This is a genomic window from Flavobacterium araucananum (assembly GCF_002222055.1).
GTDB lineage: Bacteria > Bacteroidota > Bacteroidia > Flavobacteriales > Flavobacteriaceae > Flavobacterium > Flavobacterium araucananum.
Window position 1 is genome coordinate 162,168 of sequence record NZ_MUGS01000021.1, and the last position, 17,666, is coordinate 179,833.

Annotated in this window: 1 protein-coding gene; it reads right to left on the bottom strand. The window is 37.3% G+C overall.

Translation table 11 applies throughout. The features are described 5' to 3' along the window. Positions 1-42 precede the first annotated feature (42 nt). A complete protein-coding gene (locus B0A64_RS13030) occupies positions 43-17,592 on the bottom strand; it encodes a T9SS type B sorting domain-containing protein (protein ID WP_165769807.1) in 17,550 nt (5,849 codons plus the stop codon). Between the last annotated feature and the right edge of the window lie 74 nt (positions 17,593-17,666).

Consider the following 17,666-nt stretch of genomic DNA (forward strand, 5'->3'; position numbering starts at 1 on the left):
TGATAATTTTTTTTGACAACATCATTAGGGGCTCTTATTTTGTTATCTGTATAATGTGAAATGTCCTACAAACTCTCTGTCATCTTTCGCGTCATTCAATTTAAGAACATACCAGTAATCTCCTGAAGGTAATTCTGCTCCGTTGTATCTACCATCCCATTTTTGACCGTAGTGATACTTAGCTATTATACGACCGTATCTGTCAAAGATAGAGAACTCAAGGTTGTCGTAAATATTCGTACAACCAGGACCCCATGTTGTGTTGGTCGCTCCAGCCGGAGTAAAGTAATTATCAAGACAAACATCTATGTAAATCGCAGGAACCGTAATGGTTACTGTACATCCGTTTTTATCTCTTACTATAACTACATAATCTCCAGATTTGTAGATTTTGTATTTGTTTGAAGATGTAAACGGCTCTCCGTTGAAACTGTACTCATAAGCAGGGGCTCCACCGGCAGCGGCTACTGTAATTACATTCATTTCTTGTTGTCCTGTAGACAATGCAAGTGTTAACGGATCGTATGCTTTGATCTCGAAACTAAATGTTTGCATTTTACAACCATTTGTATGTCTCGCTACAATAAAGTGTTTACCCGGAGCAACATTTGTAAAGATGTGACTTGCCTGGAATGGACCACTATCATTGTCAAGTGCAAAATCTATTTGTGTAAGATCTACATTGCTTGCATCAACTGAAATTGTTACCATATTTGATTGTGCATTGTTTACGCAATCATAGTTAACTTCTGCAGTTGGGTTAAGAACTACCGGCAACGGCATGTTCTCTATAAATTCGAATGTACATCCTTGCGCGTCTTTTACATAAACGGTATGTACTCCTCCAGAAAGATTTGTAAAGTCGAATATGGTTTGAGTTGCTGTACCTTGAGTATAAGTTCCGTTTTTAACATCAAGACTTACGCTATATGGTAATGTACCTCCTTTTACTTCTATACTAAATGCTCCGTCTTTATCGTCTTTACAGATTTCCGGAATCATTGAGCCTGCAAGTTCTGTAACGATAAGAGGTTTAGGTTGTGTAATCTCTACTTTTTCGATTACATAACAGCCATTTTCGTCTTGCGCTATTACAGTGTATATACCCGGTGCAAGTTTATCGAATGTGGTTTTAACATCAAACTGATCTAAGTCTGGTGAAATAGCATATTTAATAGTTCCTGTACCACCTGATGCAGTAACCAGAATCTGACCGTTGTTTTCTCCAAAACAAGAAACATTTGTAGGTGTAAACGTTGCCTGGATCGCTGTTGCCGGTTGTTTAATTTCTACCGGGATTGATGTTTGAGCACAATCACCGCTAGCCACTTTTACAACATAACTTCCAATTACCAAGTCTTCGAATCTACCGTTGTCCTGTGCTGGACGAACTATGCCACCTGCTGTGTTTTCTAAGGTATAAAGGTAATTTCCTAAACCACCTGTAGCATTAGCAACAATAACTCCTGTAGCTTCTCCTACACACTTAACAACTGCATTGGTAACATCTAAGTTTACTTCCAGTGGTTGTAATGCGTCGATTTTAACTTCATTCGAAATTTTTGCCACACAACCATTAAGGTCTTTTACAAAGTATTGGTATTTACCAACTGCTACCGCAAAGGTAACGGATGTTGTAAATGGTACAGTACTATAAGTAGTTCCATCTGCACTATAGGTATATGGTGCTGAACCTCCTGTTGCACTCAACGTAAGTGTTGATTGTGTTGTACAAGTTTGTGTAGAGGCTAAAATTAAATTTGGCACTACTTCAGTTGGTTCTGTAATCACAACATTGGCTGTTGTTGTTCCTGAACAGCTGTATCCGTCTGTAACTGTAATACTGTAAGTTCCTGCTGGTAAACCTGTGAATACCGGATCTTTTTGAGGTCCTGATACAATAACCGGTGTTTCTGACAGTATGTTTAAAGTATACATGTAGTTACTTCCCTGACCACCTGTTGGAGGATTTACTGTAATTACTCCTGATCTGTCTCCAAAACAAGATAGTAAAGGCGTATTTGCAAATGCAGTAACTGTTATTGGAGTAGGAATCACTAACGATACTGTTGTTGAAGCTGGACATCCCTGACCATCTGTAACATTTACCGTATAGTTACCTGCTGTTAATCCTGTAAAGTTACCATCAGTGTTTTGAGCTACAACTACTCCGCCTAACTCTAATTCGTATTTGTAATTATTATCCCATCCGCCTGTTGCTGAAGCCGAAATCTCGCCATCATTATTACCTGTTACACAAGTAATGTCAGATTTTGTAGTTGTTACGACCAAAGCTGCTGAAGGTTGTCCTATTGAGAATATCGTGAATACTTTACAGAATGGGCTTCCTACTAAGGTAGCTTCTACATTGTATTGGCCAGCGATAAGACCACCAATAAGAACTGGTCCTGCATCTGGTGAAGTTCCTGTAATAGGCACTGCAATAGGTCCTGTAATAATATAATCGAATATACCCGCATCATTTGTTGGATCTGTCTGATTGTCAACAAAAGTTAAGTTTACGCTTCCGTCAGCTTTTCCAAAACAAACCTGAGCTACAACCGGAGTTGCAACAATTTCGAATGTATTTGGTGCATTTACATAATGAGCTTCCTGAATTGTACATCCTGTTGCAGGATTTACAACTGTAATTAAATAATTACCTGCCGGCAATCCTGTAAATATACCTGTCGTATTATTATCTGTATAAGTACTTCCGCCTATTCCTGCAATGCTGTATAGCAATTGCGCCGGTGTACCTCCTGTTGTTGCAACAGTTACAGTAATATCTTCATTATTAGTACAAGTAATTGCTTTATTTACTGTTACTGTAATATCATCTAAGCTAATAAATGGTTTAATATCTATTACTGATGTAGATGATCCTACACAACCGTTGTCATCAAAAACATTTACAGAATAAATTCCTCCTGTAAGATCAAATACGGTATACGTATTTGAAGCACTGTTTTGAACTTCAACTCCATTTTTCAAGAATTGATATAAAACATACGTTCCTGATCCTCCAGTTACAGTGTTAACTGTAATTGTTGCATTAACATTTGTATTTGTTCCTGCTGGACAACCAAATTGTGTAAATACAGGATCTGCAACTACAATAACTTTTGGTTCAATAATTTCAACATCTTCTAAGTCTTTACAACCTCTTCCAGATGTAACGGTTACGGTATATTGCCCTTTTGGCAATCCTGTAAACACGTTCGATGTTTGATTAGGTCTAAGAACTGGCCCTGCTGTAATACTATAGTAGTAAATTGGGTTGTCGTTTTTGCCTGTTTCATCTATCGCTGCTGTAATTGTTCCGTCTGTAAATCCGTTACAAGTAACATCTGTATGCGTTAAAACAAATCCGTCAATTGGCGTAGCCGGAATGATATCAAATTCTACTGTTCTCTCACAACCTGTTGTTTGATCTGTTACTGTTATTGAATGGTGACCAGGACCAATGTTAACATTAAATAATCCTGTTGGCTGACCAAAGTTACCATCTAAACTATAGCTATAGTTCGCAGGAGTTGCACCTCCGGTAGCTGTAGCAGTAATAACACCATTGTTGGTATTACAGTCTGGCAATGTTGTTACAACAACATCTAAAACAAGAGCCGGTGAAATCTTAATCACTGCTGTTGTTGTTACTTCGCAACCATTACCATCTCTTACTGTTACATCATAAGAACCAGATGTATTAACCGTAAATGTTGGACTAGATTGGAAACCACTTCCAATACTATATAATATTGGTGCTACTCCTGTAACTCCTGTAACAGTAAATGTATACGTTCCGTTTAATGGATCCGGACATTGACTAAATGGTGCTACTGATGGAGTTGTTGGCAACGCATCCTCAATAATTGTTTGAGATTTCATCAATGGACATCCGTTAAGATCTTTTACATAAATATCCCAATTCATGTTTGCACCATTGTTTGTATCAACTGTAATAACATTGTTTGTTCCAAAAGCAGTTGGAGCAGGTGCTCCTGAAACTACTACTGCATACGTATAAGCAGGAGTTCCTCCAATAGTTGTAACTGTTATTTGAGCTTTTTTATTATTACAATTTGTATTTGTTGCTGTAGAGGTAAAGTCTAAAGCCGCTGGTTCGTTTATAACAAAGTTCACTACCTGGTTCTGACATCCTGAAGTATTGTCTAATACTGTAAATGTGTATGTACCTGCAGTTAAACCTGTATAAGTTATAACATCTCCGTTTTTAGTAGCTGTTCCTACAACTGGTGATAATGCGTATGTATAATTTGCAGGAGTAATATAATTACTTACTACGAATGCTGCAGTACCTGTGTTTCCTGCATTACATAATACATCTGTCAACAATTGAGTTGTTGCTTTTATTTTATCAGATTCTTTTATCACGATGGCTTTGGTTGTACTACAACCATTAACATCTGTAACTTTTATTTGATAATTATCTGGCAATAATCCTGTAAAAATACCGGTTGTATTGCTTGTTATTGCCGTTGCTGGCGAAACTATTTCGTATGTATACGGACCTACACCTCCTGTTACTGTATTTACTGTTGCAGTAGAAACTCCGCCAGCTGTATTACAATAAATTGGTGTTGCAGTAATATTCATGTCCGTTGGTGGTGTGTAAGGATTTACAACAGCACTTCCTGAAACTCTACATCCGTTGGCATCTATTACTACATAGAATACTGTTCTAGGAGCAACGATAGTACTTACTGTTAAGATTGGAGAATCTCCAAAAGTAACTCCGTTATCAAAACTGTATTTGTATCCTGGTGTACCATCCTGAGCCGTTAATGTTACTGTTGCATCTTGTGGAGCATTAGTTACACTACATCCAAATGGTTTAACTGTAGCATTTGCTATTAAAACAGTTGGTTGTGTAATTGTTACTGTCGCATCAACAACACATTTTTTAGCATCTCTCACGTGTACGGTATAAGTACCTTGAGTTAATCCTGCAAAAATATTAGATGTTTGGTATGCAACTCCGTCTATACTATACTCGTAAGGAGCAAGTCCGCTACCAGCAGTGATTGTAATAGTTCCGTTATTGCCTCCGTTACAACTTACGTTGAATTGAGAAGTAGCAATAGTAGGCATCACAATAGGGTTTACCACTACAGGTTTAGAAACTGACTGACAGTTTTTGCTATCTGTAACTCTAAAGGTATAGGTTCCCGGAATATTCGTTGTGTATGGAGATGTCGTTGTTGCAAACGCACCGCCGTTAAACGAAACTTCATAACTAGTATATGTTGTAGATCCCTGAGTAGCTGTCAATGTAATAGTCGCTAAGTTAGGAGCCGCACATGTTAAATCCTGAAGTGTTGCATCTAATAATAATTGTTGATCTAATTGGTATACGTATGGAGTAGTTGCATCACAATTGTTAGCATCTCTTACATAGAATGTATATGATCCCGGTGCATTAAGAACAAAGTCCGGACTTGTCTTGAATCCGTTACCAATACTGTATGTTAATGGACCAACTCCATGACCTACCAATGTTACATTTACTGGAGAACCATCATAACAAACACCTGTAATTGGGTCGATTGTAGGTTTAGGATCTGTAACAATAGTTATTGGCAATTGTGCTATACATCCGTTTGCATCTTTTACATAAGCTATCCAAACTTTAGACGGATCTAAAACAGCATTTGGACTTGCTTTGTAAGCTCCCGGAAGTGGTGCAGTTGGGCTTTCGGCATAAGCATAAGTATAACCAGGAGTTCCTCCTGAACCTACTACACTTACTTTTGCACCAAAATTACAATTTGCATTAACATTAGAAACCAGTGTTAATAATAATGGTGTTGCAGGTTCGCTAACATTTATGTTGGCAGATGCAATACAACCTGTAGCTACATCAACCACATCTATTTTATAGTTTCCTACTGCCAGATTAGTAAGTGTAACTTTAGGATTAGTGTGTGTTCCTGCAACTGCAACTCCGTTTATAGAGTATGTATAAGTTGTTGCAAAGTTACCTACTGTAAACTCAACAGAACCGTTAGGAGTTGCTGCTGTTTCGTTACAACTTACATCTTTTATTAATTGACCAGAAACTGTAATGTTTGTTACTGGTTTTATTGTGTATGATTTCTGGAATGAACATCCGTTTGCATCTGTTACTTTAAAAACATATGTATCTGGTCCAAGTCCTGCAAAAACATTTGATGTACCGTTATCAACCGTGATTGGTGATACAATTTCATATTTAGTAATTGCATATCCGCCTACTACAGAAACTGTAACGGTAGTTGTTGGAGCATTACAAGTTATAGCAGCTGCTGCAAATGTTAAGTTTGTAATTTTTTTGTACGGATTAACCGTTACTGTATTATCAAACGTACATCCTTTAGCATCTTTTACATAGTAATGAATGGTTTGTACTGTACCATTATCCAATACTGTCAATGTATTTGCATCATTGTATACCGCAGAACCATCAAAGTTATATTTGTATGGTGCTGTTCCTGTACCTGCAGTTACATTTACTGTTACAACAGCCGGCTGAGGAACGTTGCTTGCATTACAAGAGTAATCTGCAACGGTTGCTGTAGCCGCAAGAACTGCTGGTTGTGTGATAACAACCGGAGTTGCCGGGTAAAGACAGGATTTGGCATCTCTAACTGTAATTACATAATTACCTGCTGGTAAACCTGTAAATACATTTGAAGACTGGAATGGTGATGAAACCGTTCCGTTATTCCAACTAAATTCAAATGGTCCAACACCAGATGTTGTGTTCACAGTGATTGATCCGTCTGATCCACCATTACAACTAACATTTGTACTTGATGTAGTAACGGTTGGAGCAGGAATTGCTTCTAGTTTGAAAGCAACATCTGCAAAACAAAGTGTTGTGTTATTACCATCTGTTACTCTAAAGATATAATCTCCTAAAGCACTTGTTGAGTGAACATTTGTTGTTGGCAAAAATGCGCCTCCGTTATAAGAGTAGCTGTAAACATACGAAGCAGCAGGAGTTGTATTTCCTCCAGTTGCTGTCAAAGTAATTTGAGCATTAGGAGTCGCTGTACAATCCAGTTGTTTGGTAACGTCTGCTTTTATTTGTAATTGTGGGTATACGATATAATCAACATTTGCTGTACAACCATTTGCATCCTGAATTACTAAATTATAAGTTCCTGAAGCATTAAATGTAAAACTTGGACTTGCCTGGAAAGCACTTCCGTTTACGCTATACATCGCCGGAGTTTTAGAAACTGTTCCGCTAAAAGTTATTGTAAATGGTGTTCCATCATAACAAATAGGTGCTGCAGGAGCAATAATTGTAGGCTCTGCATCTTTTACTAATGTTATTGGAGCTGGTTTAATACAGCCATTTGCATCTTTAACATACACGATATAGTTACCCGCATCTCTGTTGAATGTATTGGCAACTGCCCAACCTGTACTTGTTGCTGTTGGTGCAGGATCTGTATTTAATAATAACTGATAGTTATACGGTGCTGTACCGTCGTGACCAATAGCGCTTATAACTCCTGAAGCAGGGTTACAATTTGCGTTTTTAGTAACTGAAACTGTAACTGATAAATCAATCGCAGATTCTGTAATGTTAAATTCAGTACTGGCTACACTACATCCTGCATTTGTAGATCCCGCTGTTTCTTTGACAACTATAATATAATTTCCAAAAGGAAGCGGTCCTAAATCAGTAACGGTAAGAGTACCGTTTGGTGCAATAGTTCCAGAACCGGTAACTGCCGGAACAACCGGTGTTAACGCTAATGAATTTAAAATTTCATAACTAACGTTTGTACTTGCAGGGTAAACACTTTTGATTGTAAATGAAACTTTACCATCTTTAGCACCTTTACAAGTAATATTTTGTGCCACTAAACTATTTACTGCCAATGTCGAATTCGTAGGGATTGGGAATTGAGCTGTTTCATAATAGTAACAACCTGTTCCTTGATCGTGTACGATAAAAGTGTATTTAACACCTGGCAATAAATTAGGTATTGTTGTTTTTTTACTTTTAAAACCATCTTCATCATACCAAGGCAAAGCTGTTGGACCTGTGTAGATCATTCCAGGGCCTGTATAAATAGCAAAATGGAAAGGACCATCACCTGTTATGTTCGTAGATGCAGCTCCAATCGCTACAACCGCAGATCCTAATGTAGAACAATCTGCCGGAGGTGGCGTTACTGTAATATCTAAGTCATCCGGTGGTGATGCTACTAGTACATTTTGCTCGATGTTTGTACAACCGTTTGCATCTGTAATAATAATTTGATATAAACCAAAGTCAACAACTTCAAACACAGCTGTTGCTCCTGTTTGATTCGAAATTTGTTTGTTATATCCATTTACTCCCGTTACATGGTAGATATAATTTGGACTACCTCCTGTAACTGAATTAATTGTAATAGATCCTAAAGAGATACCTCCTGTAGTACAAGTAATTGGAGTAACGGTACGAACAACAACAATTTTTGTTGGTTGAGCAATTGAGATATTCTGAGTAGCAAAACATCCTTTTGCATCTGTTACCTTCACGGTATAATTTCCGGCAGTTAAACCAGACGTTTGTGTACCGTAATCCTGACCTGTTGTGTTATTGAAAACATTGTATACAAATGGTGCTAAACCTTTTGTATTATCAATTGTAATTGCAATAGAACCATTTGTATCACCATTACATAAAAGTGGTGTAGTACTAAGGTTTGTAATCACTGGTGTTACGGTTGGATTTACAACAATTGGTGTTGTTGTTGTAGCCGTACAACCATTGGCATCTGTTACTGTAAAAGTATAAGATCCCGGTGTGTTTGTGGTGAAAACATTTCCTGCAAAAGTTCCTGTAGCAGGAGAGCTTGTATACGTATATGTTGTACTGTTTCCGTTTGTAGCAGTCAAAGTTATTTGAGCAGCAGTAGGAGTACTACACGTAATATCTTTATCCAGTTTAGCTGATAAAGTTAGTTTATCGAAAACGGTAACTGCAGTACTAGAAGCTCTACAACCATTAGCATCCTCGATAATTATAGTATAGTTACCCGGAGTTGTAACAGTAAATGTATTTCCTGTCTGGAAAGAAGCACCATTATCAATACTGTATTTTACTGGTAAGATTGCACCAGCACCCGGAGTAGCTGTAATAACAAAGCCTGTTCCGTCACCAAAACATTCTCCGGCAGCCGAAGCTGTAACCGTAGGCGTTGCATCTTTTTTAATTGTAATATCTTTTTGTACGGTACAACCATTGGCATCGATCACGTATACATCCCAATCTGTCGTAGCAGGATCAAGATAAGCAACATTACTGTTTGTATATGTCGTAACCGGAGTACCGTTAGGTACAAATGCATATCTGTAAATTGTAGTTCCGCCAGTAGCAGTAACTGTTACTTGTGCATTTGGAACATTACAATTTGCATTTACGATCGCAATTGTAGCATCCAGCGTTTGTGCCGGTTGTGTAATCGTTATTGATTTATTTGCCTTACATTTTGTAGTATTATCTGTTACTTCAAGATTATAAGTACCGGCAACTAAACCGTTTAATGTAATAACATCTCCTGCTGTTACAGTAGTATAAGGCAATCCTGCCGGAGTAGAGGTTACTACTACCACATAATTTCCTGTAGAACTGAATCCTGAAACAGTGAATTTAGCAGAACCTGTATTTCCTCCATTACATAAAACATCGCTCAATTTAGATTCAGCAACTGCAATTGGAGTTAATGGGTTTACTGTATAAGACTGGATTGCAAAACATCCGTTTCCATCTGTTACTTTAAAAGTATAAGTGTCCGGAATTAATCCTGTAAATATTCCGCTTGTTGCCCCTGTTGTGTTTAAAGTAGCAGAAGCCGGAGCAGTAATAACATAACTTAAAATCCCTACACCATTTGTTGCAGTAACCGTTACAGTACTTGTTGTACTTGCAGCAGGAGCACATAAAATTGGAGTACCTGATATTGATACAATAACAGGAGGATCAAGTTTGTTAATGATTATTGATTGAATTGCAGTTGTACATCCTTTAGCATCTTTAACCGAATAGTTAATCGTTTGATTTGTTCCGTTATCGTTTACTGTTAAGGTATTATTATTAGTATATGCACTTCCGTTAAAGCTATAAGTATATGGAGCTGTACCTGTTGTTGGTACTGCTATTGTTACAGTAGCTGATTGTTTTGTATTGGTAATACTACAAGTAAAGTTGGTTGCAGAAGCAGTCGCTGTTAATGTAGTAGGTTGTGCGATTGTAACATTAACACTTCCTGTACATCCTTTACTGTCTTTTACATAGAAAGTATAAGCGCCTGCAGCTAAATTTTCGAATAAAGAGGTCACTGTATAAGTAACATTGTCTTTACTGTATGTATATCCGCCTGAACCATTGGCTCCTGTTAATTGAACTGTTCCTGTTGCAGAACCATTACATGCTGCATCTACGGTAACAGCTGTTACGGTAGGAGGTGCAATAGGGGCAACTGTAGCAGATGTTGTTGTTGTACATCCGTTTGCATCTGTAATTACAAATTTGTAATCATCAGCATTAGCCGGAGTAACAGAAATTGTAAATGATGTGCCGGCAACGTTAACAGGTGCACCAGGTGTTCCTGTTCCTTTTGCTACTGTATAAGTATAAGGACTTTTTCCTCCGGTAATATCAACTTTTATAGTTGCATTAGGAGTTGCAGAACAATCTAACTCTTTAGTTACTCCTGCAAGAGCAGCAACTTTAGGATAAACTACTACAGGAGTTACAGCAGCTGTTGTACAACCGTTTTTATCTTTTACAGTTACTGTATAAGATCCTGCACTAACTGTAAAGGTATTACCTGATTGGAAATTTATCCCATCGATACTATACGATAAAGGCACTAATCCGGTAGCAGTAGCTGTAATTGTGAAACTTGAAACTGTACCTGTCTGACATTGATTGTCAACAACCACACTTGTAATAACCGGTTTAGCATCTACCGCAATTTTTATTGGAAAATTATCCAAACAACCATTTGCGTCTTTTACATAAACTACCCAGTCTAGTACTGTACCGTTTACAGTATCAACTGTTAAAACATTATTCGTATCATAAACGGTAGGAACCGCAGCACCTTGTCTAGCTACTGCATACGTATAATTTGGTGTACCACCTGTTGCAGTTGCAGTAATTTCAGCAGTAAATTTGTTACAATTTACGGTTGTTGCCAAGGCAGTAACATCAACAACAGCAGTAGGCTGTGTTAAAGTTACGGTATAAGCAGACTGACATTTAGTCAATCTGTCTGTAGCTGTAATAGTATATGAACCTACAGGCTGAGCAGTAGGAACTGCAACAGTTATTGTAGCAGCACTTACTCCTGTAGCTTGTTGGATGATTGTATTAGCAGCATTTCTAATAACGTAATCGTATCCGTTTGCTTTTACACCATTTACTGTAAACTCAATAGTTCCTGTAGATCCAAAACATTTAATGCTTGTAAGTACTGAACCACCAGTAACAATATCCGAAGTTGCTTTTATTGTATATCCTTTTGTAAATAAACAATTTGTACCTGTATCAGTCGCCTGGAAGATATAATCTCCAGGAGCTAATGCTGTAAAGTTTCCGGTTGTGTTTGTTGCAGGGTTAAATCCTGCAGGACCAGAAATTATTTGGTAGATAACATTGGCTAAACTTCCAGCTTTTACAGCCGTCAAAGTTACGTGCCCGCCAGCCGGAACTGTAGAACAATCATATCCGCTATCTACAATAGTGATATCTGTAATTGGTTCTAGTGTGCCAATTGTAATAGATAATGGACCAAATTGACAATTATTAGCATCTCTAACATACGCCGTAACTGTTCCGGCTGCTGTTGTAGAATACGTATTTGTTGTTGTAAAGTTTGCAGTTCCGTTAAAACTGTAAGTATAAGCACCTGTTCCGCCAGAACCAGTAACGGTAACTACCGCAGGTACAGTACCTGTAGTACTACATTTAATGATTGTAGCAGCAATAGTTCCTGATACTGCAGTTGGTTGTGTCAATGTAATATTTCCAACAGCCGAAGAACATCCTTTACTGTCTCTTACCTGATAAGAGTAACTAATATTTGGACTTAAATTAGAATATAACGAAGTTGTTGACCAACCTAAATTATTAAAGTTATACTCATATCCGCCTGAACCTCCTGCACCAACTAACTGGACACTACCATTTGTAAGACCGTTGCAAGTAATTTGTGTTGGGTTAGCAGTAACTGTAGGGTTTGTAATTGGACTAACAGTTGCAGTAACATAAGCTTTACAACCTTTAGAATCTGTAATTTCAAAAGTATAAAGACCATCTGCTGTTGCAGGGTAATTAAACGTATTACCGGTAACATTTACGCTGGCACCGTAAAGACCTGTATCTTTTTTAACTTTATAAGTAAATGCAGCAACTCCATCAGTAATATCAACTTTAATCGTTGCGTTTGGAGTTGTACAATCTAATGTTTTTGTAATAGAAGCCGCAGCTTTTAATTCAGGAGCAATTACAATTCCGTTTATTGTAACCGGACAGTTATTACTATCTGTAACTGTAATGGTATGTGTTCCTGGTCCAACATTTGTAAAAGTATTACTGGTTTGAGCAGGTGCACCGTCTAAACTATATGTTATAGCTCCAGTACCTGTAGCAGTAACTACAAGAGTTGCCCCTTTGGTTGCCGTATAACAATAATCTGTACTGGCTGCCAAAGTAGCTGTTGGTAACGTTGGTGCAACAACTGTAACCTGCGCAGATGCACTTGACGAACAAGCATAAGCATCACGGGTTACAACCGTATAAGTTCCTGTAGGAACGTTTGTAAATACACCCGAAGACTGGAATCCAGTAACTACCGTAGTACCATCTGCTTTTCTTAATTCATATTCGTAAGCAGGTGTTCCTCCTCCGGCAACAGCTGTAATAGTTGCTCCGGTAGTACAAGTAGCCGTTTTTGTTACACTTGCTGTAATTGTTAATGCAGCAGGAGTACCAATTGGCTGATCGAATGGAAAACTACAGCTTGCAGCTTTATCATCGTAACGAATTAAAATTTTATACGTTTTACTAGTTAAGTTTTTAACTGTAACTGGTGACGTTTTAGAATTTGTCCATGTTGCTCCATTATCAAAAGAGTAATCAAAACCATAAGTAGTACCAAAGTTTTGAGCTGCTATTGTAATTTCTCCATTGTTAACACCATTACATGTTAAATCTTTATGTCCTACAATCGAAGCTGTAAACGCTTTGTTTGTAGCAATAACAATAGGGAAATCTTTTTGAGCAATACATGATTTTGGAATCTGACGAACCCAGATATCATCTATAAGTACATCGTTTCCATTAAACTCATTGCTATAAGAACGAATTACAAAACTTAAATTGGTAAAGTTTTTAGGATTTAATGATAATTCCTTATACTCCCATTTCTCCGTTTTAGGAACTACCCAAGGATTTGTAGTATCGGTAGTAGCAACGATTGTTTCAGGACCACCTACTCCGTTTAAGTTATTTACTAACTGAATCGTTAATTTAGGATCAGCATGTGTTGTAGATGTTTTTACAATTAAGTTTTCTGCCCATAAAGAGATAATTACGGGTTGATCTATAATAACATCTTTGATTGGTTTACTGTATAAAATACCTCCTATACCTGCAGAACCTCCAACGTTAACACATAAAAATCGTCCTAACGGATCTGCCGGAAGTGTATGATCTTTGGCAAAAATCCATGAACCTCCAAAATTGGTTTTTATAGAACTTGCAACGGCATATTTTCCGTCATTAATTTGATAATCAGTAAAAGAACCACAAGGATAGCCCACCGGGTGAGGTGTAGATTCATCCTCAAAACAATACGCCGGGTTAATTCCAGGAGTTGTTGTATAACCCCCTTTTCCAAAATCTTCTTGTAACAAGTTACTATATGTAGAAACTGTTGTTACATTGTATTTTACGGAAACAGTATGGTTTCCGGAAGGTACATTTGTAAATACATTGTTAGTAATTGGTGTATTTGCTTTTGTATCTAAATAATATTCGTAAGTATAGTTAGAAGACGTTCCGTTGGTAACTGTAACTTTACTGGTTGCAGTACCGTCGCAATTAAATAACGGATCTTCAACTGTAATAGTTGGTTCTGCCGGTTTTTGATCCAGAATAATATTGTAAGGTATTGTGTATTCACAACCCAAAGCATCTCTGATTTTTAAGATATACGTTCCAGGCAATACATCTTTTTCGTTTGAGGTTTGCCAATTTGCTCCACCATCAAAACTGTATTGGTAAGGCGCAGTTCCTCCTTGTGCATTGTTAATTCTTAATTTACCTCCTAATCCGGTTAACGTACATCCAGCCAATTCAGCTACACCCGCAGATGCTGTAACAGCCGAAGTTGGACCTGTAATAATAACGGGGGTTGGACCATCTAAACAATATTTTATAGCCGATTGCCCATTTGAATTCGTATAACTCATACCATAACGTACCACTACATTATAAGTACCTGCCTGCAAATTAGAGAAAACAGGATTGCTTACAAATGTTCCTCCGTTATTAATGCTGTAAGACATTGAATATCCGTTGGCATTAGTAAGGTTTATTTTTATCTGAGAATTATCATTGTAACAGGTGCTGTTAGTATGATCAATAGTATAAGTAGGTTTTACATTATCAGGAACTGTAATCGTTCTTGTCAATGTACAGTTGTTTTTATCTACAATTTTAATTGTGTAAACTCCAGGAGTCTTAACAACAAATTCGTTTTCTAATTGAAAAACAGTATCACTGTTTATAAAATAACTATATGGTGAGTTACCTCCTTCTGTTGTAATTCTAATTTTTCCCTCACTACAAGCTGTCAATGGTTCGATCAAAGCAACAGTTGCTTTGTACTCGTTCCAAACCTGACCCATGTAGATGTACTTGGTATCTTTACAACCATCATCTGTAGAAATTTCTACAACATAATTTTGGTTTGTATTTAAATTATCAAAAGTATATTCAGCATCCGGCACCGGTCCAACACTGGATAATAATGTACCATTATTATAAAGTTTATAATAATATTGTGCATTAGCATCATTTACGGCAACTCTTATTCTACCTTTTTCACCGTAACATAATGGTTGTGTTACATCTTGTACCACATTAAAGTTACGTTGTCTGATTTGAATATTAGGAACAGTAAAAATACAAGTGTTTCCGGTTACTCCTGCCAATCTTACATAAACCGTATAAAAACCGGCGGTCGTAATATTATTAAAGATGTTACTGGCCTGATAAGTTGTACCGTTTATACTGTACTCATATCCTGCAGGAACTCCTCCAACTGTAATCGTTCCGGGTTTACCACAAATAATATCTGTGTGTTTTTCTGTAGGGTTTAGTGAGTTGGTGAAAACATTAAAATAGAAACGGTTAAAACAACCACCCGCATAATTTAATGTTAATCTGTACTGCCCGGCGATCTTAGCTTCGTAGTTTGGTCCGGTTGCAACTTGTGTCCATGAACAAGAAGCACTTTCGTTAGCACAACTTGCACTACTTGGCGGAGCACAACTTGCCTCATCTAATTTTTCCCAAACAATGGTAGAACCATCAGAGATGTGAGTTTCGATTAATCTCGAATCATTTGCACCACACAAGAAAAGATTAGGTAACTCTTTTCCGTTGTTTGGACAAATTAATACTTCTCCTTTATAAGGTGCTTTTGCATAAGGAAGAACAGGATTTGTATTTGTGCTACCAAATCTAGTTACTGTAAATGCCTGGTAAATTGATCTACAAGGTGCAGCAGCTAAATTATAAACATAATAAATTCCCGGATCTTTTACGTTTAGTGTTTGTCCTGTACCAATTTGTTTTGTACGGGCTTCATCACTATACCAGGTATAATTAGTATAGCCGTTGGCAGCAACCAAATCGACATTGTCTTTACACAAAATAACACTTGCTGTATACTTACAACCATCAACACCTACTAAAAAGTTAGTTGCTTTGGGAGTCAGGATACAACCTGTGTTGGTATTAACACTCGGGTCATCTGAGATTTGAAAATCAGGATTTAAAGTTCCTTTATAAGTTGCATACGCAGAGTTATCGATACTGTTAGAACAAGCCTCGCTCAATGAGTTACAATCAGGAACAACCTTAACTTTAAAACTTATAACTTTATCTGTTATTGTATTTGCTTTAACAACAGAGTCATCTATTTTAAAAACAATACTTCTCGTAACAGGGTCATAACTTTGTATGCTTACACCAGCTGGTAAAGGATTTAAATCTGCAGGATAATTAAATATAATATTGATTGGTAACTGATCTCTAATCGTTAAAGATTTAGCATCATCATTACCCGTGTTTTTAAAACCAATTTCATAATTTAATTGTTGCCCTAATGTTACGTTTTGATTCCCAATATCTACTCCTGCCGAATTTTTTACAATTTTGGTCAGCACGATATGTGGCTCAATAATGTCTACGGCAAAGGCATTAAAATAGTAGAAATAGACGTCTTGTGTACTACCTAATCTAATATTTGCCGATGTTGCATTATTATCAATTACGATACCCCCGGGTTTTAAGATGGTTCCGGGATTATTAATATTTAAGATACCGGCATCATATCCCAGCGTGTTGCTACTGTTGGGGTTTCTGGCGGTAAAATTTTCAGTCTTATCCGTAGCCGGATCGACATAGGTTACACTACTGTTAAAGAAATTATTTGTAGCCCTGATCACTTGATTTGCAGCATTCGTTGCACTAATCGTAGAACCGTTGATTTGCAGGTAATCTCCAAAAATAGGCTGATCTCCCTCTAAGGCAGCAAAAGCAAATTTTACACGAACCGGACCTGTAGGAATGGTCTTGAATCCGGAAACCGGAATGTCTAAAGTTGTTGCCCCACCAATACCACTAAAACCATCAAACGAAGTAATAAATTTTGCCGGTAAAGTAGGATCTTCATAAACCACATAAATAGACCAACCTGCAGATAAACCAGTACCTCCATTTGTTCCTTCGCTCGATTTAACGTTGGCAACTGTATACAATCCCTGCGCATTGGTTTGTCCGGAAACCAAAGCAGTAATGTCTGCATAACAAGCATAAGCTTTGTTATTGTCTCCACCAATTGGTGCAGCGTTAGCATCATAAATGATCTGACCGGTTATGTCATTATAACCACCTGTTGGCAGCTTAAGTTTGACCTTTTCGATACCGGTACGGTCGTTTTGTTGCAAAATTGCTCCCCAATACAAACCTGCATAAACGATCTTATAACAAGCCGGTTTTGGTACAGTCAAAGTGGCACTACTTGAACTGAAAGTGGTGTTGTCATTATCGATATCAATATATTTCATATTGAAATCAGAGTTATAACCACCTCCGTTGTAAGCGTCTTTTGGACTATTACTGTTCGTTTCCCTATTCAGGATATTATTACCAATAAGCAACATATCTCCTTTTAATCTCTTGTCAAATCTTGGCGAAAATGGCTTAAGATTTTGAGAAATCACAAAGTAACTTTGAAAGAAAATCAAAGCTAATAAAATCAATCTTAGGTTAGTAGGTTTTTTCATAATCATTTTTTTGTTTACTTACATCTTATCCTCCAAGGGGCATTAGTGAATAAAACAATTAGTATTTTATAACA